We start from the raw sequence: 26,668 nt of genomic DNA, 5'->3' as shown, positions 1-26,668 counted from the left end.
AAGATCCTATCCGAAAACCCGCTTGAAGATCGTGTCGACATGCTTGGTGTGATAGCCCAGGTCGAATTTCTCGCGGATCTCGGCTTCGGGCAGCGCTGCGGTGACTTCCTTGTCGGCCAACAATTCCTCAAGGAAATCAGCGCCATGTTCCCATACCTTCATGGCGTTGCGCTGCACCAGGCGGTAGGCATCCTCGCGGCTGACGCCGGCTTGCGTCAGCGCCAAAAGCACGCGCTGCGAATGCACAAGGCCACGGAACTTGTTCATGTTCTTCAGCATGTTGTCGGGATAGACCAGCAATTTGTCGACGACGCCGGTGAGCCGCGACAGCGCGAAATCCAGCGTTACCGTGGCGTCCGGCCCTATCATGCGCTCGACCGAGGAATGCGAGATGTCGCGCTCGTGCCAGAGCGCCACATTCTCCATCGCCGGCAGCGCCATGGAGCGCACCATGCGGGCAAGGCCGGTGAGGTTTTCGGTCAGCACCGGGTTGCGCTTGTGCGGCATTGCCGACGAGCCCTTCTGGCCCGGCGAAAAATACTCTTCCGCTTCCAGCACCTCGGTGCGCTGCAGATGGCGGATCTCGGTCGCCAGCCGCTCGACCGACGAGGCGATGACGCCGAGCGTGGCAAAGAACATGGCATGGCGGTCGCGAGGGATGACCTGCGTCGACACCGGCTCCGGCTTCAGCCCAAGCTTTTTCGCCACATGCTCTTCGACATAGGGATCGATGTTGGCGAAGGTGCCGATCGCGCCCGATATGGCGCAGGTGGCAATATCCTCCCGTGCGTGCACCAGCCGCTCGCGGCAGCGTGAGAACTCGGCATAGGCCTGCGCCAGCTTGACGCCGAACGTGGTCGGCTCGGCATGAATGCCGTGGCTGCGGCCGATGGTGACGGTGTCCTTGTGCTCGAAGGCCCGGCGCTTCAGCGCGGCGAGCAGGCCGTCGAGGTCGGCCAGCAGGATATCGCTGGCGCGGCCGAGCTGCACCGCAAGGCAGGTGTCGAGAACATCCGATGAGGTCATGCCCTGGTGGATGAAACGCGCATCCGGCCCGACGAATTCGGTGAGATGGGTGAGGAAGGCGATGACGTCGTGCTTGGTGACGGCCTCGATCTCGTCGATCTTGCCGACGTCGAATTGGGCGGCGCCGCCTTTTTCCCAGATGGTTTTGGCGGCTTCTCTGGGGATGACGCCGAGCTCGGCTAGCGCATCGCAGGCATGGGCCTCGATCTCGAACCAGATGCGGAAGCGGGTTTCCGGCGACCAGATGGCGACCATTTCCGGCCGGGAATAGCGAGGGATCATCCGTCAGTCCTGATATGTCGGTGGTTAAGTGCGCCTCCTATCAGAGGCGGACCGAATGCTCAACGCTGCTGGCGTGCAAACCACACGCTGGCGGCGGCAAGCGCGATGAATCCGAGCGGAAAATAGAGCCTGATACCCGGCACCACGAACTGGTAGAGCGCCGTCAGCGAGGTGAAGACCAGTTCGAACGCCCACCGGGCGGTGAAGGCCTCCGCGTGCCATTCGGCATAATAGGAGCGGTATTGCAGCGCAAACAACCCGCCGGTGAAGGCGAGCGTCGTGGCAAGCAGGCAGACGAAGGCGGCGGCGAACGCCACCTCCCAATGCCGGTCGAGCGAGACCAGCCGCGCCGCGAACAACCCGACGGGAAAGGCCAATGCCGCGCCGGTCGCAAACAGCAGGACGACGAAGCGGATCTTTTCCGGGGTCTCCCAATTGTCGAGCCAAAGACCGGTCAGCGCGCTGGCGCCCATGGCCATCGCCCACAGCAAGGCGCCGACAAGCGCCGTGCCCGTCGATGGTACGGCGCGGCTGACGCGATTTCCGGCGCGCTTGCGCCAACTGGATTGATCGAGCGATGTCACAGGCGTCCGGTCACGGCGATCCAGCGAAAATCCGGCCCTTCGAAGCCGTATTGGCGCACCGCGATCAGCACCGCATAGGCGCTGATGCTGTCCATCGAGAACGTCTGCACCGCGCCGATCCTGTAGCCGTTGGGGCAGCCACGGCTTTTCGGGATCGATTTATCCTCATGCAGCAGATGGGTCCGGCCGCCATCCCTGGCCTCGATCCGCAGCAGGCGAAAACCGTTGACCTCGCCCTGGCTCTGGCAGCTTTCGGTGTCATTCATGCCGATCTCGTCCAGCCGGAATTCCAGCGGCGGGTCGACCGGCGAAAAGATCGGCCGTGGGTTGACCACCATGCGGAACGGGTCGGCCGACAATTCGGTCACCGGGTTGAAGCCGGCGGTGATGCCGCGGTTGGCGGTAAGCTCGGCCTGGGCAATGATTGCTTCGCCTTTTTGCCTGGCTTGCTGACGGGCCGTCTCGAGCGAGGCGGTCTCATCCTCCAGCCGGACCCGGATTGGCGTGCCCTTCAGGAACGTGTCGTCGGCGGTGTTGATGTAGTAGCGATTGGCATAGGGAAAGCCCGAACCGTCTGCCACACCATATTCCTCGAAGGTGAAGACGCTGCCATCCTTGCTGAAGCCGAGGATTTCAAGCTCGGCGACATCGCCCGCTCGGGCGGCCATGGCGGATGCGAGATGGACCAGCAGGCAAACGCCAATCAGGACGAGATTTCGCATCGGGGTTCCGCTCCGCCTGCCGTGGTTCGATCGTTCCCTATCACGAGACAGTCAAAACATCGTGCTATTCGAAAGGCGATGCATCCAATTTCGCCTCTGTTTGTTATCGTCGATCGTTTTCAAAAGGAGAACACCCCATGACTGAGGCCAGCAAGATTCGCGAGCATATGGAAGTGGTCGGCGCCGACGGCGTTCACATCGGCACCGTCGACAGGGTCGATGGCGAGCGGATCAAGTTGACCAAGGCCGACAGCGGCGAGGGCACCCATCAGGGGCATCACCACTACATTCCCTTGAGCCTGCTTGCCGAGGTCGAGGGCCAGAAAGTCTGGCTGTCGGCGAATTCGGATGTCGCGGTCAGCTTCGAGGAAGAGGAGTCCGACCCGACCTGACTGAAAGTCAGCGCGACGACCACACCGGAAACAGATCGCCATCGGCCGGCGTCGCGGCATGGATGCCGCGGCGGATGGCGCGCGCCATGGTGGCGCCGGCGGCGGCAAAGAAATCGACGGCATCGTCGGCGCTGAGTTCTATGCCGCTCTTCCCCGTCGCCAGCGCGAACACCAGATCGCCGTCAGCCGGCGTGTGCACGGGCCAGATGGCGCGCACGAAGCCGTCATGCGCTGAAATGGCCAGCCGCTTGGCTGCCGCCTTGGTCAGCACGGCGTCGGTGGCGATGACGGCGATGGTGGTGTTGCCACCGGCCTCGGCTTGTCCACCGACACGCTTGTCGCGGTATTTCAACAGGATCCGCCTGGCATCGTCCGGCATTGGCGAGGGATAGCCAAGCCCGCCGAACTCATCGCCGATCTCGAAGGGCGCCGCCCAGAAATAGCGGGTCCGCGCGATCGTTACCGAGCCGGTCGGGTTGGCGGCGGCCAGTGCGCCGATGGTGATGCCGCTGTCGAGCACGGTCGAGGCCGAGCCGAGGCCGCCCTTCACCCCGGAGCTTAGCGCGCCGGTGCCGGCGCCGATTGTGCCGAGCGGAAAGTCGACTGTTGCCGCCTGAGCTGCTTCGTAACCGAGGTCGCGGTAGGGAGGATAACGGCCCCAATCCTTGTCGCCGCCATTGCGCAGGTCAAACAGGATCGCCGCCGGCACGATCGGCACCCGAAAGCCGCCGACATCGACGCCAATGCCTTTTTCACGCAACGCCGCCTGCACGCCCGACGCGGCGTCGAGGCCGAAGGCCGAACCGCCCGAAAGCACGACGGCATGAACCGCCTCGATGGAATTGTGCGGTTCGAGCAAATCGGTCTCGCGCGTGCCCGGCGCGCCGCCGAGGATCTGCACGCCACCGACCGCCGGTTCGTCGCACAATACGGTGGTGACGCCCGATTTCAGCCTGGCATCCGACGCGTTGCCGACGCGCAAGCCGGCGACATCGGTGATCAGATTGCGCGGCCCGGTGCGAAACATCAATTCGTCTCCGCCGGCACGAAACGCGTCCCGTCGAAGCGGAAGGCGCGATAGAGGTTTTGGCTCAGATCGCCTTTGTCGTCGAACCGCAGCGGGCCGATCGCGGTGGTGAAATCATGCCCGGTTAGCGCGTCGGCCAGCCCCTTGCCCGAGGTCTCGGGCGCGGCCGAGGCCGCCTTGGCAATCTCCACCGCCGCATAGGCCGGCAAGGCATAGCCATCCGGCGCGATGTTTTTGGCCGTAAACGCCGCCAGCACCTTGGGATCGGCGACATCGGCCCATTCCGGCGGCGCGATCATCAGCGTGCCGACGGCGTAAGGCACATCGCCGGGTGGCGTGCGCAAATTCTCGCCGCCGGCAAAGACAATGCCGGCCTCGAGCTGGCCGGCGTCGCGGCCCATAATGGCGATGTCGTCGCCGTCGCCACCGGCAAAGACATGCGTGGCGCCCGCCTTCTTCAGCCGCCCGATCAGCCCGATCTGGTTGTCGAGCTGCGGCCGGAACGTGTCTGTGAAGACCGGCTTCAGCGCTGCCTGCTCCGCTGCGGCGCGCAGCGTCTCGGCGATTTCGCGGCCATAGATGGTGCCGTCATCGACGATGGCGAACAATTCGCTCTGCCACAGCCGGGTCAGGATGGCGGCAACCGCATTGCGCTCGTCGTCGCCGCGTGGCCCCAGCCGGTAGACCGGCCAGCCGGTTTTGGCGCGGCGGTCGGTCAGGCTTTCGGTGCGCACGCCAACGGTGATGACCGGTATGTTGGCGTCCTTGAGGATCGGCAGCGCCGCCTGGATCGCCTCGGTGCAGAGGAAGCCGACGACGATATCGACCTTCGCATCGGCGAATTCCCTGGCGGCGGCAGCCCCGCCATCGGCGGTGCAGGCATCGTCGACCGTCTTGATCTCGGCGCCGTTGGCTTCTGCTGCCAGGGCAGCACCCGCCTCGATCTGCTTGCCCAGGATCGCCGACGGACCGGACAGGGGTGCGGCGACGCCGACAAGCAAAGTCTGCGCGCCGGCGCTTGCCGGCAGCAGCCAGAGCAGTGCCGCTATTACAGCTGTTAGGGGTCGCATTCTGACGACGAATTCCTCCGTGCCGGTCGCATGCTTCCAGCGTCTCTTCCGCCAAGACCTAAAGGCTGCCCGCCCCAGGCGCAACACGGGAATTTGCGGATTGGCGTCAAGCACTTCGCTTGTGGCCTATTGTGTGCCGCCATATATAACGCTTGGATTCCCGCTTATGGAAAATCATCGGTGTTGAAGTTGAACGACATAGGGCCCCAGGCCTACCGCGACGCGATGGCGCATTTTGCCGGCCATGTCCATGTGGTGACCACCGAAGGGGCCGCCGGCAAACGCGGCACGACGGTGATTGCCGCCTGTTCGGTGTCGGACACGCCGCCGACGGTTCTCGTCTGTCTCAACCGCGAGAATGCCAAGAACGAGCTGTTCATGCAAAACGGCCGGTTTGCGCTGAACACGCTGGCTTCGCACCAGCAGCCCCTATCGGTGGCGTTTTCAGGCCTGACCGGGCTGTCGGCCGATGAGCGTTTCGCGCTTGGCGAGTGGGATGTCATATCGACGGGCGCGCCTACCCTGAAGGGCGCTCTTGCGGTTTTCGACTGCGAATTGATCGACACCAAGGATCTCGCCACCCATCGTGTGCTTTTTGGCAAGGTGACAGGCCTGCGCATGGGCGATAATTTGCGGCCGCTGATCTACCACGCCCGCGACTACCACGTGCTGCAGAGCGGAGCAGAGGCGGCAACGGAGAAAGAATGACCGAGCTGAAACCGCGCCCCGCGCCGCGGACGATCGACGAAACGCTCGATCTCCTGACCGGCGCGGACTACGTCGCGGACCGCTCGCTGGCAACGGTGCTGTTCCTGTCCCTGCGCATGCAGCGGCCGCTGTTCCTTGAAGGGGAGGCCGGCGTCGGCAAGACCGAGATCGCCAAGGTGCTGGCGCAGGCACTCGGCCGCCGGCTGATCCGCCTGCAATGCTATGAAGGGCTCGACGTCTCGTCCGCTGTCTATGAGTGGAATTACGCCGCGCAGATGATAGAGATCCGCATGGAGGAGGCGGCAGGCTCGGTCGACCGCTCCGACATGGAGCGCAATGTCTTTTCCGAAAAATACCTGATCCGCCGGCCGGTGCTCGATGCGCTGACCGGCAAGGCGGGTGCGGCCCCGGTGTTCCTGATCGACGAGCTCGACCGCACCGACGAAGCCTTCGAGGCGTTCCTGCTCGAAATCCTGTCCGATTTCCAGGTGACGGTGCCCGAGCTTGGCACGATCAAGGCGGAGGAGCCGCCGATCGTCATCATCACCACCAACCGCACCCGCGAAATCCACGACGCGCTGAAGCGGCGCTGCCTCTATCACTGGGTCGACTATCCCAATGCCGAGCGCGAGCTGGAGATCGTGCGCCGCAAGGTGCCGCAGGCCAACAGCCGACTTTCCGCGGAAGTGGTGTCGTTCATCCAGAAGCTGCGCCGGGTCGAGCTGTTCAAGGCGCCGGGTGTCGCCGAAACCATCGACTGGGCCGGCGCGCTGACCGAACTCGACAAGGTGGCGCTCGATCCCGAAACCGTCTCCGACACGATCGGCGTTTTGTTGAAATACCAGGACGACATTGCCCGCATCGGCGCGGGCGAGGGCCGGCGCATCCTCGATGAGGTCAAGGCCGAACTGGCGGCGGCGGAGTAGGGCAGTGAAGGCGCCGGGTGCTTACCCCAAAGAGACCGACCCCAGAGAGGCGACGGAAGACGGGCGCATCGCCGACAACATCGTCTATTTCGCCCGCACCTTGCGCAAATCCGGCATGCGGGTCGGGCCGGCTTCGGTCAAGGATGGGATCGAGGCGGTGCTGGCAGCCGGCATCGGTTCGCGCGACGATTTCTACTGGACGCTGCATGCCGTGCTGGTGTCGCGGCACGAGGATCACCCTGTTTTCGACGAAGCCTTCCAGCTGTTCTGGAAATCGCGCGAGCTGATCGAGAAACTTCTGGCGATGTTCTCGCCGGTGGCGCCCGACACCAGGGAGAAGCAAAAGCCGCGCGCGGCAGAAAACCGCGTCAGCCAGGCCATGTTCGAAGGCCACGAGAAGAATCGGCCGGTCAGGGAAATCCCGGAGATTGAAGTCGACGCCCGGCTAACCTTCTCTGGGAATGAAGTGCTGCGCGGCAAGGACTTTGCCCAGATGAATGCCGACGAGATGGCAGACGCCAAGAAGGCGATTGCCCGGCTGCGGCTGCCGTTCGACATGGTCCGTACCCGACGCTTCAAGGCAGACCTGCATGGCCGCCGTATCGATCCACGCGCCATGATGCGCTCGGCCGCGCGCACCGGCGGCGAACTGATCCTGCCGAAATTCCGCTCAGCCCGCGAAGTGCATCCGCCGCTGGTGGTTCTCGCCGATATCTCCGGTTCGATGAGCCAGTACACGCGCATCTTCCTGCACTTTCTGCATGCGCTGACCGAAAAACGGCGGCGCGTGCACACCTTCGTCTTCGGCACGCGGCTGACCAATCTCACGCGGCAGATGCGCCATCGCGACCCCGATGCCGCCCTTGCCGACTGCTCGGCGGCGGTGAAGGACTGGTCGGGCGGCACCCGCATCGGCGATACGCTGGCGGAGTTCAACAAGCACTGGTCACGCCGCGTGCTCGGGCAGGGTGCGGTGGTGCTGCTGATCACCGACGGGCTGGAGCGCGACGATGTCGCCGGCCTGTCGGAGGAGATGGATCGCCTGCACAAATCCTGCCGGCGGCTGATCTGGCTGAATCCCCTATTGCGCTTCGACGGTTTCGAGGCCCGCGCCCGCGGCGTCAGAGCGATGCTGCCTCATGTCGACGAGTTCCGCTCGGTACACAATCTCGATGCGCTGGCCGACCTCTGCGCCTCGCTGGACAAGAAATCCGCCGCTTCGGTCGATCCGCGTCGCTGGCTGGACGCTGGTGTCAGGCGCGCCGCATAGCCATATTGGATTCCGAAAACAGGCTCCCAGAGAAAACAGACTTTGAGGCAAGCGATCATGGACAACAGCATCTATCTCGATGAGGCCCGCGACCCCTTGATCATCGCGGAAGGTTGGATGAAGGACGGCAAGGATGTTGCCATCGCCACTGTGGTCGAGACCTGGGGTTCGGCGCCGAGGCCGGTCGGCAGTCATCTGGTCATCGACGCCGAAGGCAATTTCCACGGCTCGGTCTCGGGCGGCTGCGTCGAGGGCGCCGTGGTAAGCGAGGCGATCGACGTCATCGATAGCGGCAAGGCCAAAATGCTGGAGTTCGGCGTTGCCGACGAAACCGCCTGGCAGGTCGGCCTGTCCTGCGGCGGCCGCATCAAGGTCTATGTGGAGCGGCTTGGTTAGGCATGGATCCCTACGCTCTCAAAACGCTCAATGCCGAACGCCGGGCCCGCCGCGCCGCGATCCTGGTCACCGATCTCGGCGACGGCCGCGACCGCATCGTGCGCGAAGGCGACCAGGTTGCCGGCGATCTCGGGCAAGCGATCGCCAAGGCATTTCGCACCGGCAATTCCGGTTCGGTCGAGGCTGAAGGGCGCACCTTCTTCCTCAACGCGCATTTGCCGCAGCCGCGCCTGGTGGTAGTCGGCGCCGTCCATATCAGTCAGGCGCTGGCGCCGATGGCCAGGATCGCCGGCTATCCCCTGGAGATCGTCGATCCGCGCACCGCCTTCGCCACCCCGGACCGTTTTCCCGATGTAGCACTCCATGCCGAATGGCCGGAGGATGTGCTGAAACGCCAGCCGCTCGACAGCTATACGGCGCTCGCCGCCGTAACCCATGATCCGAAGATCGACGATTTCGCACTGAAGGCCGCGCTCGACGCCAACTGTTTCTATGTCGGCGCACTCGGCAGCCGCAAAACACACGCCAGGCGCGTCGAGCGCCTGCTGGCGCTCGGCGCCAGCGCCGACCAGATCGCCCGCATCCACGCACCGATCGGTATCGACATTGGCGCGGCGAGCCCGGCCGAGATCGCCGTCGCCATCCTCGCGCAGACGATCCACGCCTTTCGCTCGCGCGGGCTGGAATCGAAAGGCGCTGCGGCGTGAGATTCGGTCCGGTTCCAATCGACAAGGCGCAAGGCGCGGTGCTGGCGCATGCCACGACGGCGGGCGAGCGGCGTTTCCGCAAGGCGCACAGGCTGAGCACGCAGGACGTGGCGGTGCTGAAGGCGGCCGGCATTACCGAGATCGTCGTGGCGGTGCTTGCCGCCGATGACCTCAGCGAGGATGCGGCGGCCGAAAAGATTGCTGCCAGCATGGCCCACCGCAACATCGAGGCAAAACCGGCCGCGACCGGCCGCGTCAACCTCCATGCCAAGGCCGCCGGCGTCTTCACCGTCGATGCCGCCATGATCGACGCCATCAATGCGGTCGACCCGACCATCACCATCGCCACGCTGGCGCAGCACGCGCCTGTCGAGACGGGGCAAATGGTGGCGACGGTCAAGATCATCCCGTTCGCTGTTGCCACGGCCCTTGTCGATGCGGTGACAAAGATCTGCGCCGGCGGCGAGATCTTCGCCGTCAACGCCTACCATCCGGTGCGCATCGGCGTCATCCAGACGGTGCTGCCCGGCATCAAGGCGAGCGTGCTCGACAAGACGCTACGCGTCACCGAAGCGCGGCTGGCACGCTCCGGCGGCCGGCTGACGACGGAGCGCCGCACGCCGCACGAGATCGCGCCTGTAGCCGAGGCAGCGGCCGCGCTGGCGCGCGACAACGACATGGTGGTGATCTTCGGCGCCTCGGCGATGAGCGATTTCAACGATGTCGTTCCGGCGGCGATCGAGGCAGCAGGTGGCACGGTGATCCGCGCGGGCATGCCCGTCGATCCCGGCAATCTGCTGGTGCTGGGCACGCTCGATGGCAAGCGCGTCATCGGCGCGCCCGGTTGCGCCCGCAGCCCCAAGGAGAACGGTTTCGATTGGGTGCTCGACAGGCTGATCGCCGGTCTCGACGTCACCGCCAAGGACATTGCCGGCATGGGCGTTGGCGGCCTCTTGATGGAAATCCCGACCAGGCCGCAGCCGCGCGAGCCGCTGCCGGCGAGAGCCGGGCTGAAGGTCGAGATCGTGCTTCTGGCCGCCGGTCGCTCCAGCCGCATGGGCGGGCCGAACAAGCTTCTGGCGCTGTTCGACGGCAAGCCGCTGGTGCGCCGGACAGTCGAGCGCGCACTGGCCTCGAAGGCAACCAGCACCGTTGTCGTCACCGGCCATCAGCGCGAGCGGGTGCACGCCGCGCTCTCGGGCCTCGACGTGATCTTTGCCGACAACCCGGATTTTGCCGACGGCCTGTCCTCGTCTCTAAAAGCCGGCATTGCCCGCGTTGGAGCCGAGGCGGCCGGCGCCATGATCGTCCTCGGCGACATGCCGGGCATTTCCTCGACCGATCTCGACAGGCTGATCGAGGCCTTCCGTAGGGACGGCGGCCGCTCAGTGGTGCGTGCCGCCCATGACGGCCGCCGCGGCAATCCGGTGCTGCTGCCACGCGCGCTGTTTGGAGGCATCGCCCACCTCGAGGGCGACACCGGCGCCCGCCATCTGGTCGAGGCCGAGGGACTGGATGTCATCGACGTCGAGATCGGCGACAGCGCGTCGATCGATGTCGACACCCGCGAGGCGCTGGAAGACGCCGGCGGCGTGCTGCAGGATTGACAAAGCGAAGCCGAAAAACGCATGCCATGCAGTATGGCTAATCGTACCGCCGCACCCCCCTCTGGCCTGCCGGCCATCTCCCCCTCAAGGGGGGAGATCAGCAGTTTCGATGGCGGCGCTCATCTCGCAGTTTTTCCTACAGCTTTGAAGATTGGCGGAAGGCGGCGTGATATCCAATCTCCCCCCTTGAGGGGGAGATGGCCGGCAGGCCAGAGGGGGGCGGCCGCGCTCCATAGCCTTCTGATTTCGCTCTTTTTCCTGTTCTCCACCGCCCACGCCGACGCCCTCGAACTAAAGCCCTACAAGGATGACCTCTTCGCCTATCCGGCGACGCTCTCTTCGTCTGACAAAGGCGCCTACACCGTCATCGACTATCGCGAGATGCGCGACATCAACGACCGCGACGAGGTGCCGGAAAAGCGCGTGCAGGCTAAGTATACCGACACCGGCGTGCGCAAGGTGCAGCGGGATTTGCTGCTGAAAACCGATGCCGGCGATGTCAGGCATGTCGCTGTCGGCAAGACCGAGGGCGCCGGCATCATCGTGCTTTACCTGCACGGGCAGGGCGGCAGCCGCAAGCAGGGCGTCGACGACTTCACCTTCGGCGGCAACTTCAACCGAATCAAGAACCTGATGGCCGGCAATGGCGGCCTCTATCTCTCACCCGATTTCACCGATTTCGGCGACAAGGGCGCGGCCCAGGTCGCGGCGCTGATCGGCCATTATGCCGAGGCCTCGCCGGACGCGAAAATCTTCGTCGCCTGTGGCTCGATGGGCGGCGCGCTGTGCTGGAAGCTGGCCGGCCGCAACGATACGGGACGGCGCATCAACGGGCTGCTGCTGCTCGGCTCGCTATGGGATGACAGTTTCCTGTCGAGCCCGGCTTACAGGCGTCACGTGCCGGTGTTCTTCGGCCAGGGCAGCAAGGACCCGGTCTTTCCCGTGGAGAAGCAGGAAGCCTTCTTCCGTTCCATCATTGCGAGTTCCAAAGCCTATCCCTATCCGACCCGGTTCGTCCGGTTCGAGACCGGCACCCACGGCACGCCGATCCGCATGGTGGACTGGCGCCAAACGCTGAACTGGATGCTGTCGAAGGCGCCTTGAGGCATATCGCCCAGAGGTGCCCGTTGGTTTTGGTGATCGTGGTTCGGCCGATATCCTCTTACTGGTGTAGGCTGATATGATCCAACAGATCGGAAGCACAGCGATGGACGCTCACCCCTTCAAGATCCAAATTCCGAACGAACAACTTGAAGATCTCCAGCGCCGGCTTAGCGCAACACGATGGCCAATTCCGCTAAGCGAAGCGGGCTGGAGCGATGGGGCCGAGCTGCCGTTCATCAAACGCCTTGCGGATTACTGGCGAGACCGCTTCGACTGGAGAGTGCAAGAGGAGCGGCTGAACCGGCTGCCGCAATATCTGACGAGGCTGAACAACCTAGATGTCCACTTTGTCCACCAGCCAGGCAACGGACCGGCGCCGCTGCCGCTGATCATTACGCATGGCTGGCCCGGCTCCTTCATCGAAATGGAACACGTCATTCCATTGCTGGCAGACCCAGCTGCCCATGGTGGTGACCCGGCCGACGCTTTCCACGTGGTAGTTCCCTCCTTGCCCGGATACGGCTTTTCCCAGGCGCCGACGGAACAAGGCTTCCATTCCGGCCGTATCGCGGAGTTATGGGTACAGTTGATGCGCGGGCTCGGCTACGACCGCTTCGCTTCCCAAGGAGGCGACATCGGCGCGGGCGTTTCCGCCTGGATGGCACGGCTCCATTCCGAAAGCGTGCTTGGCGTCCACGTCAATTACATTCCCGGGAGCTATCGGCCACCCTTGGGTGCAGGTCTGCCACCAGTCACCGTTGAGGAGCAGGCCTTTCTGGACAAGGCCGCGGCCTGGACGGCAACGGAGGGCGCCTATGCCCATCTGCAGGGCACGAAGCCTCAGACGCTTGCTTATGCACTGACAGACTCGCCGATCGGTCTCGCAGCCTGGATGATCGAGAAGTTCCGTAGCTGGAGCGATTGCGACGGTGACGTGGAGCGCACCTTCGGCATGGACACGCTCCTTACGGATGTTTCTCTCTATTGGTTCAGCAACGCGCTCACCTCGTCCTTGCGACTCTACAAGGAGAATCGACTGTTCCCTCTTGCGTTCGAGACGCTGGAACGCGTTTTGCCGCCATTTGGGGTAGCGCTTTTCCCTCGCGAGTTGCCGATGCCGCCTCGATCCTGGGTGGCGCGGGTCTTTGACGTTCAGCGATGGACATCGATGCCGCGAGGCGGCCATTTCGCTGCGCTGGAGGAACCGAGTCTTCTGGTCGAGGACATTCGCGCCTTCTTCCGGCCGATGCGTTCCCGGCCTGAAACGAGAAGGCGAATGTGAAGGACTGCTTGAGCGCGGCGGTTCCTGCTAAGACCCCTACGGCGCGGTGTTGTAGTCGACCACCGTCTGCGGGTTCTCCTCGCCATCGTAAGACGCGTCCACATCATATTGGACGAGGGAGAAATCGCCGTTACGGAACAGGTATATCCCCTTGTCCGAGGCGTCGCCGATGCCGCGCCATTTGTTGAACGTGGTCAGCGTCTTGGCTTCTTCGTCATATTCGGAATTGGCCGCCCAGCCGGTTGTGCGGAAGCCGATGATATCCATGCCCAGCAGTTTGCCGTCGCTGTCATTGTTCTCGTAACGGATATCCATTTCGGGCTCGGTGAACTGCAACTGCCGCACGCCCGATACTTCGTCGGTCATGTAGTAGACCGAACTTGCGTTATAGGCTGCCGCTTGGCAGTAGAACTCGAAAAGCCGCGTTTCCTTGTCGGGATCGCTGGCAGCCGCGTCCTTTGCCTTGTATTTGATCGAAAAGATGTTCGGCTCCTCGCCGAGAAATTGCTTGTCACACTGATCGCCATAATCAGCGGCGAACAGTTTCTTCACGTGCTCGAGTGCGGTGTCCTTCTTCGGCGGCGGCGGCCCGTCACCACAGCTTGGCGGCAGCGCCCCCTCGAAATCGGCCTTGGATGGCTTCAGCGCGCCCTTGTCGATAAAGATCGGTCGGAACGGCGGGGCCTGGATCTGAGCGCTGACCTGGCGCAGCGTGTAGCAGCCGGCGAAGACTGCTTCCTTGCCGTCCTTGTCGGTGGCGCGGATGGCCACCGGGACGCTGTAATAGATGCTGCCGGCGGCACCTTCATCGGAAATGGCGCCGGTTTCAACGTCGACCTTGTCGGTGCCGTCATAGCCCTTGACGAAAGTGTCGAAATCCTTTGCCGGCTTGGTATCGCCGTAGTAAGCCCAGGCGCGGGCGAATTCGTGCCGGTTGATGGCACTGTAGAGCGAACGGACCACCGCTGCGGCATCCGACCTGTCGTCGACATAAGGTGCCTGGTCATCGGTCGCCGGGTCATCATCGGCCAACAAAGCTTGGCTGGATACAGCAAGGGAGAAAAAAGCGGTCGCTGCCAGAAAGACAAGTCTCATCGGGGATCTCCACCACGACAGGATTGTATCACATCGATTGCGGCGACGTGGTGACGCTTGAAAAATCCTCCGGGAAGGCGCTACGTCCCGCCGTCGGCGCTTCAGCCGCAATGGAGATTTGAACGTGACACTATCGATGTATGAAGCCTCGGTGCCGGTGTTTTCGGCCAGGCTGAAGGCGCTGTCCGGCGTGCTGTCGGCGGCCGAACAGAATGCAACCGAGCGCAAGATCGACCCGCAGGTGTTTTTGACCGCGAGGTTGGCGCCCGACATGTACGCGCTGGTCAGGCAGGTGCAGGTCGCCACCGACCACGCCAAGGGCGCGCCATCACGGCTGGCCCGTCGCGAGGTGCCGAAATACGAAGACAATGAAGCGACCTTCGCCGAGCTTCAGGCGCGCCTGACCAAGACGCTCGATCTGCTGGCGTCATTCTCGGCCGCCGAATTCGATGGTTCGGATGAAAGGGTGGTCGAACTGAAGTTTGGCCAGCGCGAAGCCTCGATGCCCGGCATGCAGTATCTGCTGCATGTCGCCATGCCCAACTTCTATTTCCACGTGACCACTGCCTACGACATCCTGCGCCACAACGGCGTGCCGCTGACCAAGGGCGCCTATCTCGGTAATCGTTGACGAATTGCGCTTTGCGAGGTTTCCCGGCCGCTGCCGGGAAACTTCGTTTGACGCTGGTTCAGCGCCAAGGCCTTGATCAACGCGGTGACATTTCGCGCGCGATGCGCGGGAAATCGGCCGGCTTGACGCCGATGTCGGCGCGGTCGGCATTGCTCATCGAGTGCAGCAGCGCCAGGGCGGAACGATAGCGCTGATGCTCCTGCGGACGCGGACGGGCAAACATTTCAGTGAAGAACCCCATGATTCGGCCCCTTGTTGATCCTCCACGGCGCCGAATATAGGAAATTTGTGAAGATTGTGCAGTGCAGCATTTGCATGGCAGCCATGCCCGGCGAATTTTTTTCGGCACAATTGCCGCGTGCGCTGAAACTTGTGGCGCATCCCCACCGTATGCATAGACGCTGGCACATGGCCGGCTTTTCCTCGCCACTCCTGGCGAATTTCCGGACTGCATGCAAATGCAGTCCGGCTTTTTGTTGGGTCTTGCGCATCGCCAACTGGGCCCGCCCAAACCTCGCAAACGCCTAAACTGGTTAAGATCAGCAGCATTCATTTTTAACGAGCCGGTTCTATGCTGCGACCGGCTCTGTTCGCACGCTTAAACGAGGGGGAGGCTGACATCGGCGCCAAGCGGGATTTCGCTTCCTTGCTCGACGATCTGTTCGTTGCCTCCGACAAGGATGAGGCGGCGGAAGAGACGAGCGCGCGGCCGTCGATCCCGTTCGACTATCTCTCCGTGGCCGACGAGCTTCATTCCGGGCGCATCAAGGTCTCGGGCGAAACGTTCGCAGCCGAATACCGCGAGGCGGGAGCCGATCTCGCCGCCGAATTCGCAGCCCTTCTCGATCATGCCAAGCTGGCGCTGGCCGGCGAGGAGGCAAAGCCCGAGGAAAAACTGCCGCCGATCGATCCCGACGCAATCGCCGTCGAACTCGGCCTCGATCATCCCGTCAAGAGCGCTGACCTTGGCCGCATGCGCCGCACCTTCGCCTTCGCCAACCACCCCGACCGCGTCGCGCCGCATCTGCGCCAGCGCGCCATGATCCGCATGCAGGTGGCCAACATGCTGATCGACGAGGCCAAGCGGCGCGCGCTGGCCGGCGTAAGGCGCTAACTTTTCCTCCTTCACGCAAAAGTCGGTCCGCTGAGGGTTGGAGAGCGGCGCCGCTTTCCCTATAGATGGGACTTCCTTCCCGCGCTGTCGCGCCCAGCATTCCCGCCGGAGAAATTCCATGCATAAACGCCGTCTCGGTCGGACCGATCTTCTTGTTACCCAGATCTGCCTGGGGTCGATGACCTGGGGCGAGCAGAACACCGAGGCCGATGGCCACGCGCAGATGGATCTGGCTTTTGAGCGCGGCGTGAATTTCATCGACACCGCCGAGCTCTACCCGATCCCGCCCAAAGAGGAAACGCAGGGGCGGACGGAGAAGTTCATCGGCAGCTGGATGAAGGCCAAGGGCAACCGCGACAAGGTCATCCTGGCCTCGAAAGTGGTCGGCCGCACCGCCAACAGCTGGTTTCGTGGCGGCCGCCCGTCGAAGCTGGTGCGCGCCGACATCTTTGACGCCATCGACAAATCGCTGGCCAAGCTCGGCACCGACTATCTCGATCTCTATCAGATCCATTGGCCGGAGCGCGACATCCCCTGGGGCGCCAACCCGACCCGCGTGGGTGCTGTGCCGCGCCGTGCCGATGCCGTTGGCGCGCCGCCCGGCGAGACGCCGATCGCCGAGACACTCGCAGTCTTCGAGGAACTGGTGAAGGCGGGAAAGATCCGCCATCTCGGCCTGTCGAACGAAAGCTCCTGGGGCGTCATGCGCTTCATCGCCGAGGCCGACAAGGGCGTCGGCCCGCGCATCGTTTCGCTGCAGAACGCCTACAATCTGGTCAACCGTACCTTTGAGGTGAACCTGGCCGAAGTCTGCGGGCGCGAGGATGTCGGCTTCCTCGCCTATTCGCCGCTGGCGCAGGGCTATCTCACCGGCAAATACGACCATGGCGCACGGCCGCAGGGTTCGCGCTCGCAGTTGTTCAACCGCGGCCAGCGCTACGAGACGCCGAATGCGGCGGAGGCACAGCTCGAATACAATGAGCTGGCGCGCTCCTTCGGCCTCGAGCCGGCGCTGTTTGCCAACGCCTATGTTGCGAGCCGGCCTTTTGTTACCTCCAGCATCATCGGCGCGACCACGATTGCCCAGCTTGAAATGGCGCTGTCTTCAGCCGACGTGACCTGGACCGACGAGATGCAGAAGGGGGTGGATGCGATCCACCAGCGCGTCGGCAATCCCTGCCCATAAGCAGGCCCTTTGGACGGAATTGCTGAGCAAAGACAAAGGGAAGGGGACAGCAATGGATTTTCCGATCGAGACCGTCAGGGGAAAATTTCCGGCGCTGGACCTGACCGATAAAGGCCGCCGGCGCATCTATCTCGACAATCCGGCCGGTACGCAGGTGCCGCAAGCGGTCGCCGATGCCGTGGCGCGCTGCCTCTTGACCACCAATGCCAATCTCGGCGGTTATTTCGAAACCACGCTTGCCGCGCAACAGGTGGTCGACGACGCTCATGCGGCGATGGCCGATTTTCTCGGTGCGGCAAGCCATGAGGAAATCATCATCGGCGCCAACATGACGACGCTGACCTATCACATGTCGCGCACGCTCGGCCGCGGTTTCAAGCCAGGCGACGAGATCATCGTCACCCGCATGGACCATGAGGGCAACGTTTCGCCCTGGCTGCAGCTAGCCGAAGACCTTGGCCTGGTCGTGCGTTTTCTGCCTTTCGACGAGAAGAGCTGGCAGGTCGAGGAGGCGGCGCTGAGCGCTCTGCTCACCGACAAGACGCGGCTTGTTGCGCTGAACTATGCCTCGAACCTCACCGGCTCGATCAACCGGGTGAAAGCGCTGACGGCCATCGCCAAACAGGGCGGCGCGCTGGTCTATGTCGATGCCGTGCAGTTCGCGCCGCATGGCTTGGTCGACGTGCAGGAGCTCGGTTGCGATTTCCTGGTCTGCTCAGCCTACAAATTCTTCGGCCCGCACATGGGCATTCTTTGGGGCCGCCGCGACATCATCGATGCGCTGCAACCCTACAAATGCCGTTGCTCGTCCAATGGCCTGCCGGAGCGCTTCGAACTCGGCACGCCGCAGATCGAACTGATGGCCGGACTTACCGCAGCGGTCGATTACTTCGCCGAACTCGGTGCTGCGGCCGGCGAGGGCGGTTCGCGAAGGCAAAAGATCGCAAAGGCATACGAAGTGTCGATCGCCTACGAAAACCCGCTGGCGCTGAGGCTGATCGATGGGCTGTCCGCCATTGAGGGCCTGACCATCCGCGGCATCACAGATCAGAAGCGTGTCATTGAGCGCGTGCCGACCGTGTCCTTCACCGTCGACGGCATCGTGCCAGAGACGATCGTGCGGCAGATGAATGCCGAGAACATTTTTCTATGGTCGGGTCACAACTACGCCTGGGAGATCGTCCACCATCTCGGCATTCCGGCCGAGCAGGGCGTCGTGCGCATCGGTATTGCGCACTACAACACGGCGGCAGAGATCGACGAGACGTTGGAAAGCGTGCACCGGGTGATCGCCATGCTGAGGCAGCAGCGCTAGTCAGCTATCGCTGTTTGCCGCCGAAACCGGTGAGGAACGCCGTGAGATTGTCGCCGAGCGCGTCGCAGAGATAGCCGCCTTCCTGGACGATAACCGTCGGCAGGCCGAGCTTGGCAATTGCCTCGCCGATCCGCGAGAAACCGGGCGTGGTCACCGAAAGCCCGCCGAACGGATCGCCTTCGAACGCATCGAGACCCAGCGCCACGACCAGCGCATCCGGCGAGAAGGCGCGGATACGCTGGAACGCCACTTCGATTGCTTCGAGAAACGCCGCGTCGGCGGATTTGCGCGGCAGCGGCAGGTTGAAATTATAGCCGAGGCCCGGCCCTTCGCCGCGCTCATCGGCATGGCCCCAGAAGAACGGGTAGAAGCGCACCGGATCGGCATGCAGCGACACCGTCAGCACGTCCGAGCGCGTATAAAAGATGCCTTGCGTGCCGTTGCCATGATGCAGGTCGACATCGAGGATCGCCACGCGCGCCGCCTGCTTGCGCAACACTTGCGCTGCGACCGCCGAATTGTTGATGAAACAGAAGCCGCCGGCGACATCGGCAAAGGCATGATGGCCGGGCGGCCGGCAGAGCGCATAAGCGGCAGGCGCGCCCGATATCACCGCTTCGGCTGCCTCGACTGCACTCCAGGCGCTCCACAGCGCGCTGTGCCAGGTTTCGGCCGAGATCGGGCAAGCGGTGTCGGCCATGTGGTAGCCGGCCTGGCCGACCGCCGAGGCCGGATAGGACCCTGTGCGGGCCAGTGGATGGATGTTGGGGGTGACTTCCGCGGATGCGCCCTCGATGCGCTGCCAGCGCGCAAAAATGTGTTCGAGGAAGGCGAGATACTCCGGCGTATGCACGGCCGCCACCGGGCCTAGGCCATGTTCCCTGGGCCGCTCGATCATCAATCCGGCGGATTTTGCGCCGGCTAACAATCGCTCTGCCCGCTCCGGCTGTTCGGGATTGGGCTGCGGCGCACCGCTGGACAGAAAGGCCTTCGGGTCGTGGCGTTTCTGCTCCTCGGCAAAGAAGGCTTTCATTCCGCGTCCCCATCCTGCGCTGCATCGGCAAAGGCGAAAAAGGCATCGCCAACAATCTTCCGCGTCTGCTCGTAGCTCGACCAGGCGATGCCCAGTCTCTCATAAAAAGCCTTGGCGCCGTCATTGTCGGTGTCGACGGACAGCCTGAGATAGGCGCCGCCGTCCTTGCGGCAGTCGCGCGCGACCCGGCGCAGCAGTTTTTCGCCGATCTTGCGGCCGCGAAACCGGTCCTCGACATAGAGATCCTGGATATAGACGCCGGGCCGTCCCATCCAGGTCGAGAAGATCGGGAAATGCAGGCACAGGCCTGCGAACTCGCCGCCTGCCTCGGCGATCACGGTGGAGAAGGCGGGTTTGTCGCCAAAGCCGTAGCGGCGGAGATCGTCGGCAGTGGACGTGATCTCCTGATGCGCGCCGATATGGGTGCCGAGCTTGAGCAGCGCGGCATGGATGGTGTCGATGTCGTCGATGGTGCCGGGGCGGAGGGTGACTGTACTCACGATAGGCAAGGCGCCCAGGCACCCCCCTCTGTCCTGCCGGACATCTCCCCCTCAAGGGGGGAGATTGGCAGCCTTGGCGCTGCCATCCATTTTGCAACGATTGAGATTGGCGAAGGCCGCAGTGACATCCGATCTCCCCCCTTGAGGGGGAGATGGCCGGCAGGCCAGAGGGGGGTGTGCCAGAACGCCATCATCGCAGATCAATCATCTCAAAACGCCACCCTATCACCGCCCTTCAGCGCCAGCATCTCGCGCGCCTCGGTCGGCGTTGCGACCTCCAGCGACAGGCCATCGAGAATAGCGCGTATCCTGCGCACCTGGTCGGCATTGGCTTTCGCCAATTGCCTTCCATCGTAGAGACTGTCCTCCAGCCCGACGCGGACATTGCCGCCCATCGCCGCCGCGATCGAGATCAGCGGCATCTGGTGGCGGCCGGCGGCGAGCACCGAGAACTGGTAGCTGTCGCCGAACAGCTTGTCGGCGATGCGCTTCATATGGATGAGATTGTCGGGATCGGCGCCGATGCCGCCGAGAATGCCGAGCACGAACTGGATGAACAGCGGCCCCGACACCAGCCCGCGGTCGCGAAAATGCGCCAGCGAATAGAGATGGCCGACATCGTAGCATTCGAACTCAAAGCGCGTGCCGCAGCCCTTGCCGAGCTTTTCGAGCACGCCTTCCATATCGGCAAAAGTGTTCTTGAAGATGGTGTCGCGCGTGGCTTCGAGCAGCTTTGGTTCCCACTCGTGCTGCCACTCCCTTGGCTTGTCGAGCATCGGGAACAGCGCGAAATTCATCGAGCCCATGTTCAGCGAGCACATTTCCGGCTCGGCCCGCAGCGGCGCGGCCAGCCGCTGGTCGAGCGTCATCAGCGACGAACCGCCGGTGGTGATGTTGATCACCGCATCGGTCGCTTGCTTGATGCGCGGCAGGAACTGCATGAACACCTCAGGATCGGCGGTCGGCCGGCCGTCTTTGGGATCGCGGGCGTGGAGATGCAGGATTGAGGCGCCAGCCTCGGCCGCCGCGATGGCGTCGGTCGCGATCTGGTCCGGCGTCACCGGCAGATAGGGCGACATGGACGGGGTGTGCACCGAACCGGTGACCGCGCAGGTGATGATGACTTTCCTCGGCGCCATTCTTTAGCCCTCAGCCTTCGACCGGCAGGTCGAGTTCGGCGGCCAGAACTTCCAGCGAATCGCCGGTGATGGAAATGATCTCGCCGACCTGCTCAGCCGTGACGATCATCGGCGGCGCGACCATGAAATTGTCGCCGTCGACGCCGCCCTTGACCCTGCGGCCATAGATGATCAGCCCGCGTTCATAGGCGAGGTCGAGCAGCCGCTGCGTGGCTTTCTTGCCCTGCTCGATCGGCCGCAGCGTCTCGGGATCGGCGACCATTTCTGCGCCGGTGAGCAGGCCTTTGCCACGCACATCCGCAATGAACGGGAAGCGCTTGGCCAGCCCTTTCAACCCGTCCATCAACACGTCGCCCATGGCGGCGGCGTTGGCGATCAGGTCGAGCCGATCCATTTCGCCCAGCACGGCGAGCCCGGCGGCGCAGGCGAGCGGATTGCCGGCATAGGTGTGGCCGTGCTGGAAGCCGCCCGACGCCAGCAGCGGCTCGACCAGCCGCCTCGGCGCGGCCAGCGCGCCGAGCGGCGCATAGCCGGAGCCCAGCCCCTTCGACAGCGCGACGATGTCGGGCTTGCAGTTCCAGTGATCGCCGCCAAGGAATTTTCCGGTGCGGCCGGCGCCGCTCATGACTTCGTCATGGATGAGCAGGATGCCGTAGCGGTCGCAGATCTCGCGGATGCGCGGATAATAGCTGTCCGGCGCCACCAGGGCGGACGTCGCGGCACCGCCGATGGGCTCCATGATGAAGGCGAGCACGCTGTCCGGGCCCTCGGCCTGGATCTTCTCCTCCAGCATGTCGGCATAGCGGATGCCGCGCTGTTCCATCGACAGGTTGTCGCGGTCGCGCCAGGCGGTCGGCGCCGGCACGGTCGGCATCACCCGCATCATCGGTGTAAAGGTCTCGGCCAGCGCTTCGTCGCCGGTGATGGAAAGCGAACCCAGCGTGCCGCCATGATAGGAGGGAAAGCGGGTGATCACCTTCCAGCGCTTGGGCTGGCCGGTCGCGACCGCCCATTGCCGCGCCAGCTTGATGCAGGATTCGGTCGCTTCCGAACCGCCGGAGACGAAGAAAATCCGGTCCATACCTTCAGGCAGTTTGCCGGCCAATTCCCGCGCCAGCTCTTCCGCCGGTTCGTTCTCGAAATGCAGCCGGTAGGCGAAGGTGGCGCGGTCCATCTGCCGCTTCATGGCGTCGAGCACGTTGCGGTTGGAATGGCCGATATTGGCAACCATCGGCCCACTCGACCCGTCGATGAAGCGGCGGCCATCCTGCGTCCACATGTAGATGCCTTCGGCGCGGTCGATCAGCGGCCGGCGCAGGCTGGAGAGGTAGAACAGATGCGAGGGCGCGCGCGCTTCTGAACCGGTGGATGAGGGCTTCTGCATGTCAGGACTTTCCGAGATAGCGATCGATTACATTCCTGGTCACGCGCTCGACCATCGGATCCTGCCTTAGCAGGCCGGCGACCCATTCGCAGCTTCCGGCATGAAAGACTTCGCCCTTGCCGCGAGGGAAGTTGACGATCATGCCATTGCCGCGTTTGACTTTTTCCAGATTGGCGTCGGTCGCCTCGCCAAACAGCGTCTCGGCGGTAAAGCGGCCATCCTCGTCGGTCAGGAACTGGTCCTCGATCGGGATGTCGGCGCTTTCCTCAACCTGGCTCGCCATGCCGACCGCCAGCACCTGCAACCCATCAGGCGCGCCGCTGTCCGATGTCGGATAGGGCAGGCCGCCGCGGATCTCGAAATCGAGCCCGTCGACCTCATAGCCATAGACGTGGCTGTCGGCGCCAAGCAGGTCGCCATAATAGATGCCGGTGCCGGCAAAGGCCCAGTGCTCGGGCCGGTAGACCGGGAAGCCGCGCACGCCGCGCGGCGCGCAGCCACCCCAGCCGGCATAGACGCCGCGTGTGGCGTTGAGGCCGAACGTCATCGCCCCCGGCCGGCCGATCTCCGGCGCTTCCCAGGAATTGGTGGCGCGGGTGACGTCGCCGCTATAGGCGGGGTCTTCGGCGCGCGCGCGGTATTTGTAACAGACCTGCCGGCGGCCTTCGTCCTCCAGCCTGGTCTGCCACATGAAATTGCCGGCAAAGCGCGCCGCATGGCCTCCGCGTGTCACATAGGCATCGACCGCATCGCGCATTTCCCAGGTCCAGTATTCGTCATGGCCGACGAAGACGACGCAGTCATAGCCATCGAGGATGTCGGGCGAGAAGTGCAAATCGTGCTGGCTGGCGAGATCGACGCTGTAACCGGCGCGCTCGGCAAAGCGGAAGAAGTGGCTGTCATAGCTCGCCCAGCCGGAGGAGGTGTATTTCTTCGAATGCCCGGTGGCATATGCCCATTCCATATGCGGGTAGCGCGGCACGGTTTTCGGCGGCACCGCGACCTCCAGCGGCACGCGCGGCGCGTCCTTGGGCAGTACCACGAAGCCGCGGCACCAGGGCCGCTGGGTCGACACCATGCGCGCATATTGGTCGCGGCCCGGGCCGGTGATGCCCTGATAGGCGTTGGAGCCGCCCCAGGTGTTGTAGGACAGCCAGGTGCCCGTCGCCGCCACCTGCAGCACGCGACCGGGCTTTTTGCCGGGCAGGGGCGCGACGATGATGAGGTGGTGGCAGTGGATCGGCTTGCCATCGCCGCCGTCCGCCGTCAGCGTCAGCCGGTAGGCGCCGGACGGCCAATCCTTGCCGATGCTGAATTGAAACGACGCCTCCCAGCCGCAGCCCTCGACCGAGCACTGGTCCGGCGTATCCTGCCAGCGCGCCGAAAGCCCCGTTTGCTCGAAGACTTTTGTCTCGCTGCCGCCGTCGCGGACAATGACAATGCTGAAGCGCGGCACTGTCGAACTGACATGCAGCGTCACGGTATCGCCGGCGCGGTAGGAAAAGCGGTTGGAATAACACCAGATCTCGCCGCGCTCACCGTCCATTCCTGGCCATTCATAGTAATGGCCGCGCACTGCCTCGCGGCGCTGCTCGGGCGTCAGTCCGAAATCGGGAAATTCGGTCGGCAGTTGGGTCATGAACACCGGAAAAGTGACAGGCCGCCATTTCGGCCATCTGCCGGCCAAGCGTCAAATGGAAACGATCGGGCCAGCAATTGCATACGACACAATTGCTTGGCCGCTCTTGGCCGCACCCGGCAAACCGACTATCTCAGGCGAGGCGGCATTTTCCGCCTCGGGAGCCGGCATGCTGAGAGTGCAGAAGGTCAAGGTCGACGACATCTACGTGCCGACGGCGCGCAAGAAGACGCTGCATCCCGAAACGGTCCGGCACCTGGCCGAAGACATACTGGAAAAAGGCATGAAGACGCCGATCCAGGTTCGCCATGACGGCAAGCGCCACATCCTGGTCGAGGGCCTGCACCGGCTGGAAGCCGCCAAATGGCTCGGCGAGACCGAGATCGACGCCTATCTGGTCCAGGCCAAGCGCCACTGAGGCGCGCGACCCGATCGAAAACAGCCAAACCGGTCATTCTTCCGCGGATTTTTTCGCAGGGCATGTCGGCACGCGGCGTGCTCGCTCGTCCTTGGGCGAACCCGAGGAGACCGACATGTCCAGACGAATCTATTTCGCCATTCTTGCCTCGGTCGCTGCCTTGTTTGCAGCGCCCGGCCCAGCCAATGCAGAGGAGACCAAGCCCGCCATGACCACCGAAGCAACAGCCATGCCGAAGCCGGAAAAGTCCGGCTTGCTGCCGATCGACGGCCTGAATTACTACTATGCCGTCTATGGCAAGGGAGAACCGCTGCTTCTGCTGCATGGCGGCCTTGGCACGTCGGACATGTTCGCGCCGCTGCTGCCGAAGCTGGCGGAAAACCGCACCATCATTGCCGTCGACCTGCAGGGCCATGGCCGCACCGCGCTCGGCGAGCGACCCTTCAGCCTGGAGGGGATGGGCGACGACATGGCTGGTATCGTCAAGGCGCTCGGCTATGACAAGGTCGACGTGCTTGGCTATTCGCTGGGCGGCGGCGTCGCCTTCCGTATGGCCGTTCAGCATCCCGAGACGGTGCGCCGGCTGGTCCTGGTCTCGACCGGCTTCGCCGCCAATGGCTTCTATGACGAGATGCGCGGCCAGCAGGCGCAGGTGAGCGCGGCCGCCGCCGATTTCATGAAGGACACGCCGATGTACAAATCCTACGTCGCCGTCGCCCCACGTCCCGACGATTTCCCTAAACTGCTCGATGCGCTGGGCAATTTCATGCGCAAGGATTACGACTATTCCGCCGATGTGGCGAAGCTGAAGATGCCAGTTATGCTGGCCTATGGCGACAGCGACATGTACAAGCCCGAGCACGAGATCAGGTTCTACCATATGATCGGCGGCGGGCTGAAGGATGCCGGCTGGATGCGTGAGAACCTGTCGCAGAACCGGCTGGCCATCATTCCCAATCGCACCCACTACGACGTCTTCTTCGCACCGGAGCTGACGGCCGCGGCACTGCCCTTCCTCAATGGCGAAACCAAGGTGAAGACCTGGGACGAAGTCCTCAGCGAAACGAAATAGCTTGCCTGAAAATACATGCCGGCCGTCTCGAAGAGGTGGCCGGCTTTTTTGTGCCTGCGAAACCACGAAGCCCTGGCGCAGCCATTAGTCCTATCGGCGCAATCGATGGCGCCATCAGGGCTTTTCAATTGACCGAAAGGTACCTGTCGATATCATCAAGAGACCTTCAGTGTGATGGGTTCGAATGATGACGAAATACCAGGGCGGATGCCATTGCGGGGCAGTGCGCTACGGCACCGAGGCGGCGCCGCTCAACCAGCGCGTCTGCCACTGCCGGCGCTGCCAGAAGGTCATAGGCGCGGCCTTCAACGCCCGCCTTTTGTTTCGCATCGACGATGTCACGGTCGAGGGAGAGGTGGCGACGGTCAACACCTCTCCGGACCTCAAGCGCGGCTTTTGCGCCGCTTGCGGCACCACGCTGTTTTCCCGACGCGACTCCGCCGGCATCGTCGGCATCACCACCGGCTCGCTCGACGATCCCTCGCTGTTCAAGCCGGAAATGCATATGTGGACCGACTCGAAGCAGCCCTGGCTGCAGCTAGATGACGGCCTGCCGCACCATGAAGGCGCGCCGCCTCCGAACTGACGCCGGCCTTACCGGAAATTAATCCCGAAACCACGACATAGCCGGCAAATCGTCATTGGCGGGCCATGATTGCCTGCCTATCTATCGTCTGCGGGCCGGTATCGAGGAGACGACCGATGAGCGACAGAATCAGCACCCTGGACGAGCTTTTGAGCGATCCGATGGTCCTCCTCGTGATGGAGCGTGACCGCGTGCGCCCCGAACAGGTTCGCCTGCTGCTCGAACGTGCCCGCCGCCCGGCCGCCGACGCCGTGCCACCGGCGCATGTGGTGGCGAAAAGCTGCATGCAGCAATGGCTGGGAAGGTAAGGGCTTCCCCTTCTCCCCTTGTGGGAGAAGGTGGCCGAGCGAAGCTCGGTCGGATGGGGGGTGTTCCAGGGGACGCCAACGCCTCACTCCGCTGGAACACCCCTCATCCGTCTCGGCGCTTCGCGCCGATCCACCTTCTCCCACA

Annotated in this window: 29 protein-coding genes; 17 read left to right on the top strand and 12 right to left on the bottom strand. The window is 63.6% G+C overall.

What is annotated here, in order from left to right; genetic code table 11:
* Positions 1-6: 6 nt before the first annotated feature.
* The 3 genes from purB to NKH35_RS17055 all read right to left on the bottom strand — a co-directional run bounded on the left by purB (position 7) and on the right by NKH35_RS17055 (position 2,614).
* Positions 7-1,308, bottom strand: a complete 1,302-nt coding sequence (gene purB, locus NKH35_RS17065) for an adenylosuccinate lyase (protein WP_352498183.1) — start codon at positions 1,306-1,308, stop codon at positions 7-9.
* A 59-nt stretch (positions 1,309-1,367) separates the two neighbouring features.
* Positions 1,368-1,787, bottom strand: coding sequence for a hypothetical protein (locus NKH35_RS17060; protein WP_352915523.1), 420 nt, complete (start codon positions 1,785-1,787; stop codon positions 1,368-1,370).
* A 101-nt stretch (positions 1,788-1,888) separates the two neighbouring features.
* Complete coding sequence (locus NKH35_RS17055; protein WP_023690183.1) at positions 1,889-2,614, bottom strand: DUF2259 domain-containing protein; 726 nt, start codon at positions 2,612-2,614, stop codon at positions 1,889-1,891.
* A 137-nt stretch (positions 2,615-2,751) separates the two neighbouring features.
* Here NKH35_RS17055 and NKH35_RS17050 point away from each other — a divergent pair, with 137 nt between their 5' ends.
* Positions 2,752-3,006: a DUF2171 domain-containing protein gene (locus NKH35_RS17050; RefSeq protein ID WP_023690182.1), complete on the top strand. Its 255-nt coding sequence runs from the start codon at positions 2,752-2,754 to the stop codon at positions 3,004-3,006.
* Between the two features lie 7 nt (positions 3,007-3,013).
* Here NKH35_RS17050 and NKH35_RS17045 read toward each other — a convergent pair whose 3' ends face one another.
* Positions 3,014-4,033 carry a P1 family peptidase gene (locus tag NKH35_RS17045; RefSeq protein WP_352915484.1) on the bottom strand — a complete coding sequence of 340 codons (1,020 nt, stop codon included), beginning with the start codon at positions 4,031-4,033 and terminating at the stop codon, positions 3,014-3,016.
* Complete coding sequence (locus NKH35_RS17040; protein ID WP_352915481.1) at positions 4,033-5,103, bottom strand: branched-chain amino acid ABC transporter substrate-binding protein; 1,071 nt, start codon at positions 5,101-5,103, stop codon at positions 4,033-4,035. The genes NKH35_RS17045 and NKH35_RS17040 overlap by 1 nt, the downstream gene beginning before the upstream one ends.
* A 180-nt stretch (positions 5,104-5,283) precedes the next feature.
* On the opposite strand from NKH35_RS17040, the gene NKH35_RS17035 reads away from it, so the two are divergent.
* The 8 genes from NKH35_RS17035 to NKH35_RS17000 all read left to right on the top strand — a co-directional run bounded on the left by NKH35_RS17035 (position 5,284) and on the right by NKH35_RS17000 (position 13,103).
* Positions 5,284-5,811, top strand: a complete 528-nt coding sequence (locus NKH35_RS17035) for a flavin reductase (RefSeq protein ID WP_031239320.1) — start codon at positions 5,284-5,286, stop codon at positions 5,809-5,811.
* Positions 5,808-6,737, top strand: a complete 930-nt coding sequence (locus NKH35_RS17030) for an AAA family ATPase (RefSeq protein WP_023700847.1) — start codon at positions 5,808-5,810, stop codon at positions 6,735-6,737. The genes NKH35_RS17035 and NKH35_RS17030 overlap by 4 nt, the downstream gene beginning before the upstream one ends.
* A 4-nt stretch (positions 6,738-6,741) precedes the next feature.
* Positions 6,742-8,007, top strand: coding sequence for a vWA domain-containing protein (locus NKH35_RS17025; RefSeq protein ID WP_352915477.1), 1,266 nt, complete (start codon positions 6,742-6,744; stop codon positions 8,005-8,007).
* A gap of 57 nt (positions 8,008-8,064) precedes the next feature.
* Positions 8,065-8,403: an XdhC family protein gene (locus tag NKH35_RS17020; protein WP_023734542.1), complete on the top strand. Its 339-nt coding sequence runs from the start codon at positions 8,065-8,067 to the stop codon at positions 8,401-8,403.
* Between the two features lie 2 nt (positions 8,404-8,405).
* The gene (locus NKH35_RS17015; protein ID WP_023745984.1) at positions 8,406-9,110 is read left to right on the top strand and encodes an XdhC family protein; all 705 of its coding nucleotides are present in this window, start codon (positions 8,406-8,408) and stop codon (positions 9,108-9,110) included.
* Positions 9,107-10,717 carry an NTP transferase domain-containing protein gene (locus NKH35_RS17010; RefSeq protein ID WP_352915473.1) on the top strand — a complete coding sequence of 537 codons (1,611 nt, stop codon included), beginning with the start codon at positions 9,107-9,109 and terminating at the stop codon, positions 10,715-10,717. The genes NKH35_RS17015 and NKH35_RS17010 overlap by 4 nt, the downstream gene beginning before the upstream one ends.
* A gap of 240 nt (positions 10,718-10,957) precedes the next feature.
* Positions 10,958-11,821, top strand: coding sequence for an alpha/beta hydrolase (locus tag NKH35_RS17005; RefSeq protein WP_352915520.1), 864 nt, complete (start codon positions 10,958-10,960; stop codon positions 11,819-11,821).
* A 76-nt stretch (positions 11,822-11,897) separates the two neighbouring features.
* On the top strand, positions 11,898-13,103 hold the full coding sequence (locus tag NKH35_RS17000; RefSeq protein ID WP_352915470.1) for an epoxide hydrolase family protein: 1,206 nt from the start codon (positions 11,898-11,900) through the stop codon (positions 13,101-13,103).
* A 36-nt stretch (positions 13,104-13,139) separates the two neighbouring features.
* Here the strand turns inward: NKH35_RS17000 and NKH35_RS16995 are convergent, their stop codons facing one another.
* Positions 13,140-14,198: a DUF1176 domain-containing protein gene (locus tag NKH35_RS16995; protein WP_352915467.1), complete on the bottom strand. Its 1,059-nt coding sequence runs from the start codon at positions 14,196-14,198 to the stop codon at positions 13,140-13,142.
* 124 nt (positions 14,199-14,322) lie between these two features.
* On the opposite strand from NKH35_RS16995, the gene NKH35_RS16990 reads away from it, so the two are divergent.
* Positions 14,323-14,829 carry a DUF1993 domain-containing protein gene (locus tag NKH35_RS16990; RefSeq protein WP_023669071.1) on the top strand — a complete coding sequence of 169 codons (507 nt, stop codon included), beginning with the start codon at positions 14,323-14,325 and terminating at the stop codon, positions 14,827-14,829.
* 76 nt (positions 14,830-14,905) lie between these two features.
* Here the strand turns inward: NKH35_RS16990 and NKH35_RS16985 are convergent, their stop codons facing one another.
* Positions 14,906-15,070, bottom strand: coding sequence for a hypothetical protein (locus NKH35_RS16985; protein WP_352596312.1), 165 nt, complete (start codon positions 15,068-15,070; stop codon positions 14,906-14,908).
* 330 nt (positions 15,071-15,400) lie between these two features.
* On the opposite strand from NKH35_RS16985, the gene NKH35_RS16980 reads away from it, so the two are divergent.
* The 3 genes from NKH35_RS16980 to NKH35_RS16970 all read left to right on the top strand — a co-directional run bounded on the left by NKH35_RS16980 (position 15,401) and on the right by NKH35_RS16970 (position 18,444).
* Positions 15,401-15,943: a hypothetical protein gene (locus tag NKH35_RS16980; RefSeq protein WP_352915464.1), complete on the top strand. Its 543-nt coding sequence runs from the start codon at positions 15,401-15,403 to the stop codon at positions 15,941-15,943.
* Positions 15,944-16,061: 118 nt separating this feature from the next.
* The gene (locus NKH35_RS16975; protein ID WP_352915461.1) at positions 16,062-17,129 is read left to right on the top strand and encodes an aldo/keto reductase; all 1,068 of its coding nucleotides are present in this window, start codon (positions 16,062-16,064) and stop codon (positions 17,127-17,129) included.
* Positions 17,130-17,181: 52 nt separating this feature from the next.
* Positions 17,182-18,444, top strand: a complete 1,263-nt coding sequence (locus NKH35_RS16970; protein ID WP_352915458.1) for a cysteine desulfurase-like protein — start codon at positions 17,182-17,184, stop codon at positions 18,442-18,444.
* Positions 18,445-18,448: 4 nt separating this feature from the next.
* On the opposite strand, the gene NKH35_RS16965 is transcribed toward NKH35_RS16970, so the two are convergent.
* From NKH35_RS16965 to NKH35_RS16945, 5 genes are all read right to left on the bottom strand, one after another.
* On the bottom strand, positions 18,449-19,477 hold the full coding sequence (locus tag NKH35_RS16965) for a histone deacetylase family protein (RefSeq protein WP_023734553.1): 1,029 nt from the start codon (positions 19,475-19,477) through the stop codon (positions 18,449-18,451).
* The gene (locus NKH35_RS16960) at positions 19,474-19,977 is read right to left on the bottom strand and encodes a GNAT family N-acetyltransferase (RefSeq protein WP_031262449.1); all 504 of its coding nucleotides are present in this window, start codon (positions 19,975-19,977) and stop codon (positions 19,474-19,476) included. The genes NKH35_RS16965 and NKH35_RS16960 overlap by 4 nt, the downstream gene beginning before the upstream one ends.
* Positions 19,978-20,186: 209 nt before the next feature.
* Positions 20,187-21,116 carry a 3,5-dioxohexanoate:acetyl-CoA acetone transferase gene (gene kce, locus NKH35_RS16955; RefSeq protein ID WP_023734555.1) on the bottom strand — a complete coding sequence of 310 codons (930 nt, stop codon included), beginning with the start codon at positions 21,114-21,116 and terminating at the stop codon, positions 20,187-20,189.
* A 10-nt stretch (positions 21,117-21,126) separates the two neighbouring features.
* Positions 21,127-22,500, bottom strand: a complete 1,374-nt coding sequence (locus NKH35_RS16950) for an aminotransferase family protein (protein WP_352915453.1) — start codon at positions 22,498-22,500, stop codon at positions 21,127-21,129.
* 1 nt (position 22,501) lies between these two features.
* Positions 22,502-24,139: a N,N-dimethylformamidase beta subunit family domain-containing protein gene (locus NKH35_RS16945; protein ID WP_352915451.1), complete on the bottom strand. Its 1,638-nt coding sequence runs from the start codon at positions 24,137-24,139 to the stop codon at positions 22,502-22,504.
* A gap of 169 nt (positions 24,140-24,308) precedes the next feature.
* Between NKH35_RS16945 and NKH35_RS16940 the strand changes: the two genes are divergently transcribed.
* From NKH35_RS16940 to NKH35_RS16925, 4 genes are all read left to right on the top strand, one after another.
* Positions 24,309-24,557 carry a ParB N-terminal domain-containing protein gene (locus tag NKH35_RS16940; RefSeq protein WP_352915517.1) on the top strand — a complete coding sequence of 83 codons (249 nt, stop codon included), beginning with the start codon at positions 24,309-24,311 and terminating at the stop codon, positions 24,555-24,557.
* Positions 24,558-24,672: 115 nt separating this feature from the next.
* Positions 24,673-25,629, top strand: a complete 957-nt coding sequence (locus NKH35_RS16935; protein WP_352915448.1) for an alpha/beta fold hydrolase — start codon at positions 24,673-24,675, stop codon at positions 25,627-25,629.
* Positions 25,630-25,816: 187 nt separating this feature from the next.
* Complete coding sequence (locus tag NKH35_RS16930; protein WP_352915514.1) at positions 25,817-26,215, top strand: GFA family protein; 399 nt, start codon at positions 25,817-25,819, stop codon at positions 26,213-26,215.
* 116 nt (positions 26,216-26,331) lie between these two features.
* Positions 26,332-26,523 (top strand): hypothetical protein, encoded by a 192-nt coding sequence (locus tag NKH35_RS16925; RefSeq protein ID WP_023669058.1) that lies wholly within the window; start codon positions 26,332-26,334, stop codon positions 26,521-26,523.
* Positions 26,524-26,668 lie beyond the last annotated feature (145 nt).

Origin of the sequence: Mesorhizobium sp. M1143 (assembly GCF_040318435.1) — a bacterium.
In the GTDB taxonomy this organism is placed as follows: Bacteria; Pseudomonadota; Alphaproteobacteria; order Rhizobiales; family Rhizobiaceae; genus Mesorhizobium.
Note: the sequence above shows the minus strand (reverse complement) of the source record. Positions and strands in the feature narration are given on the sequence as shown.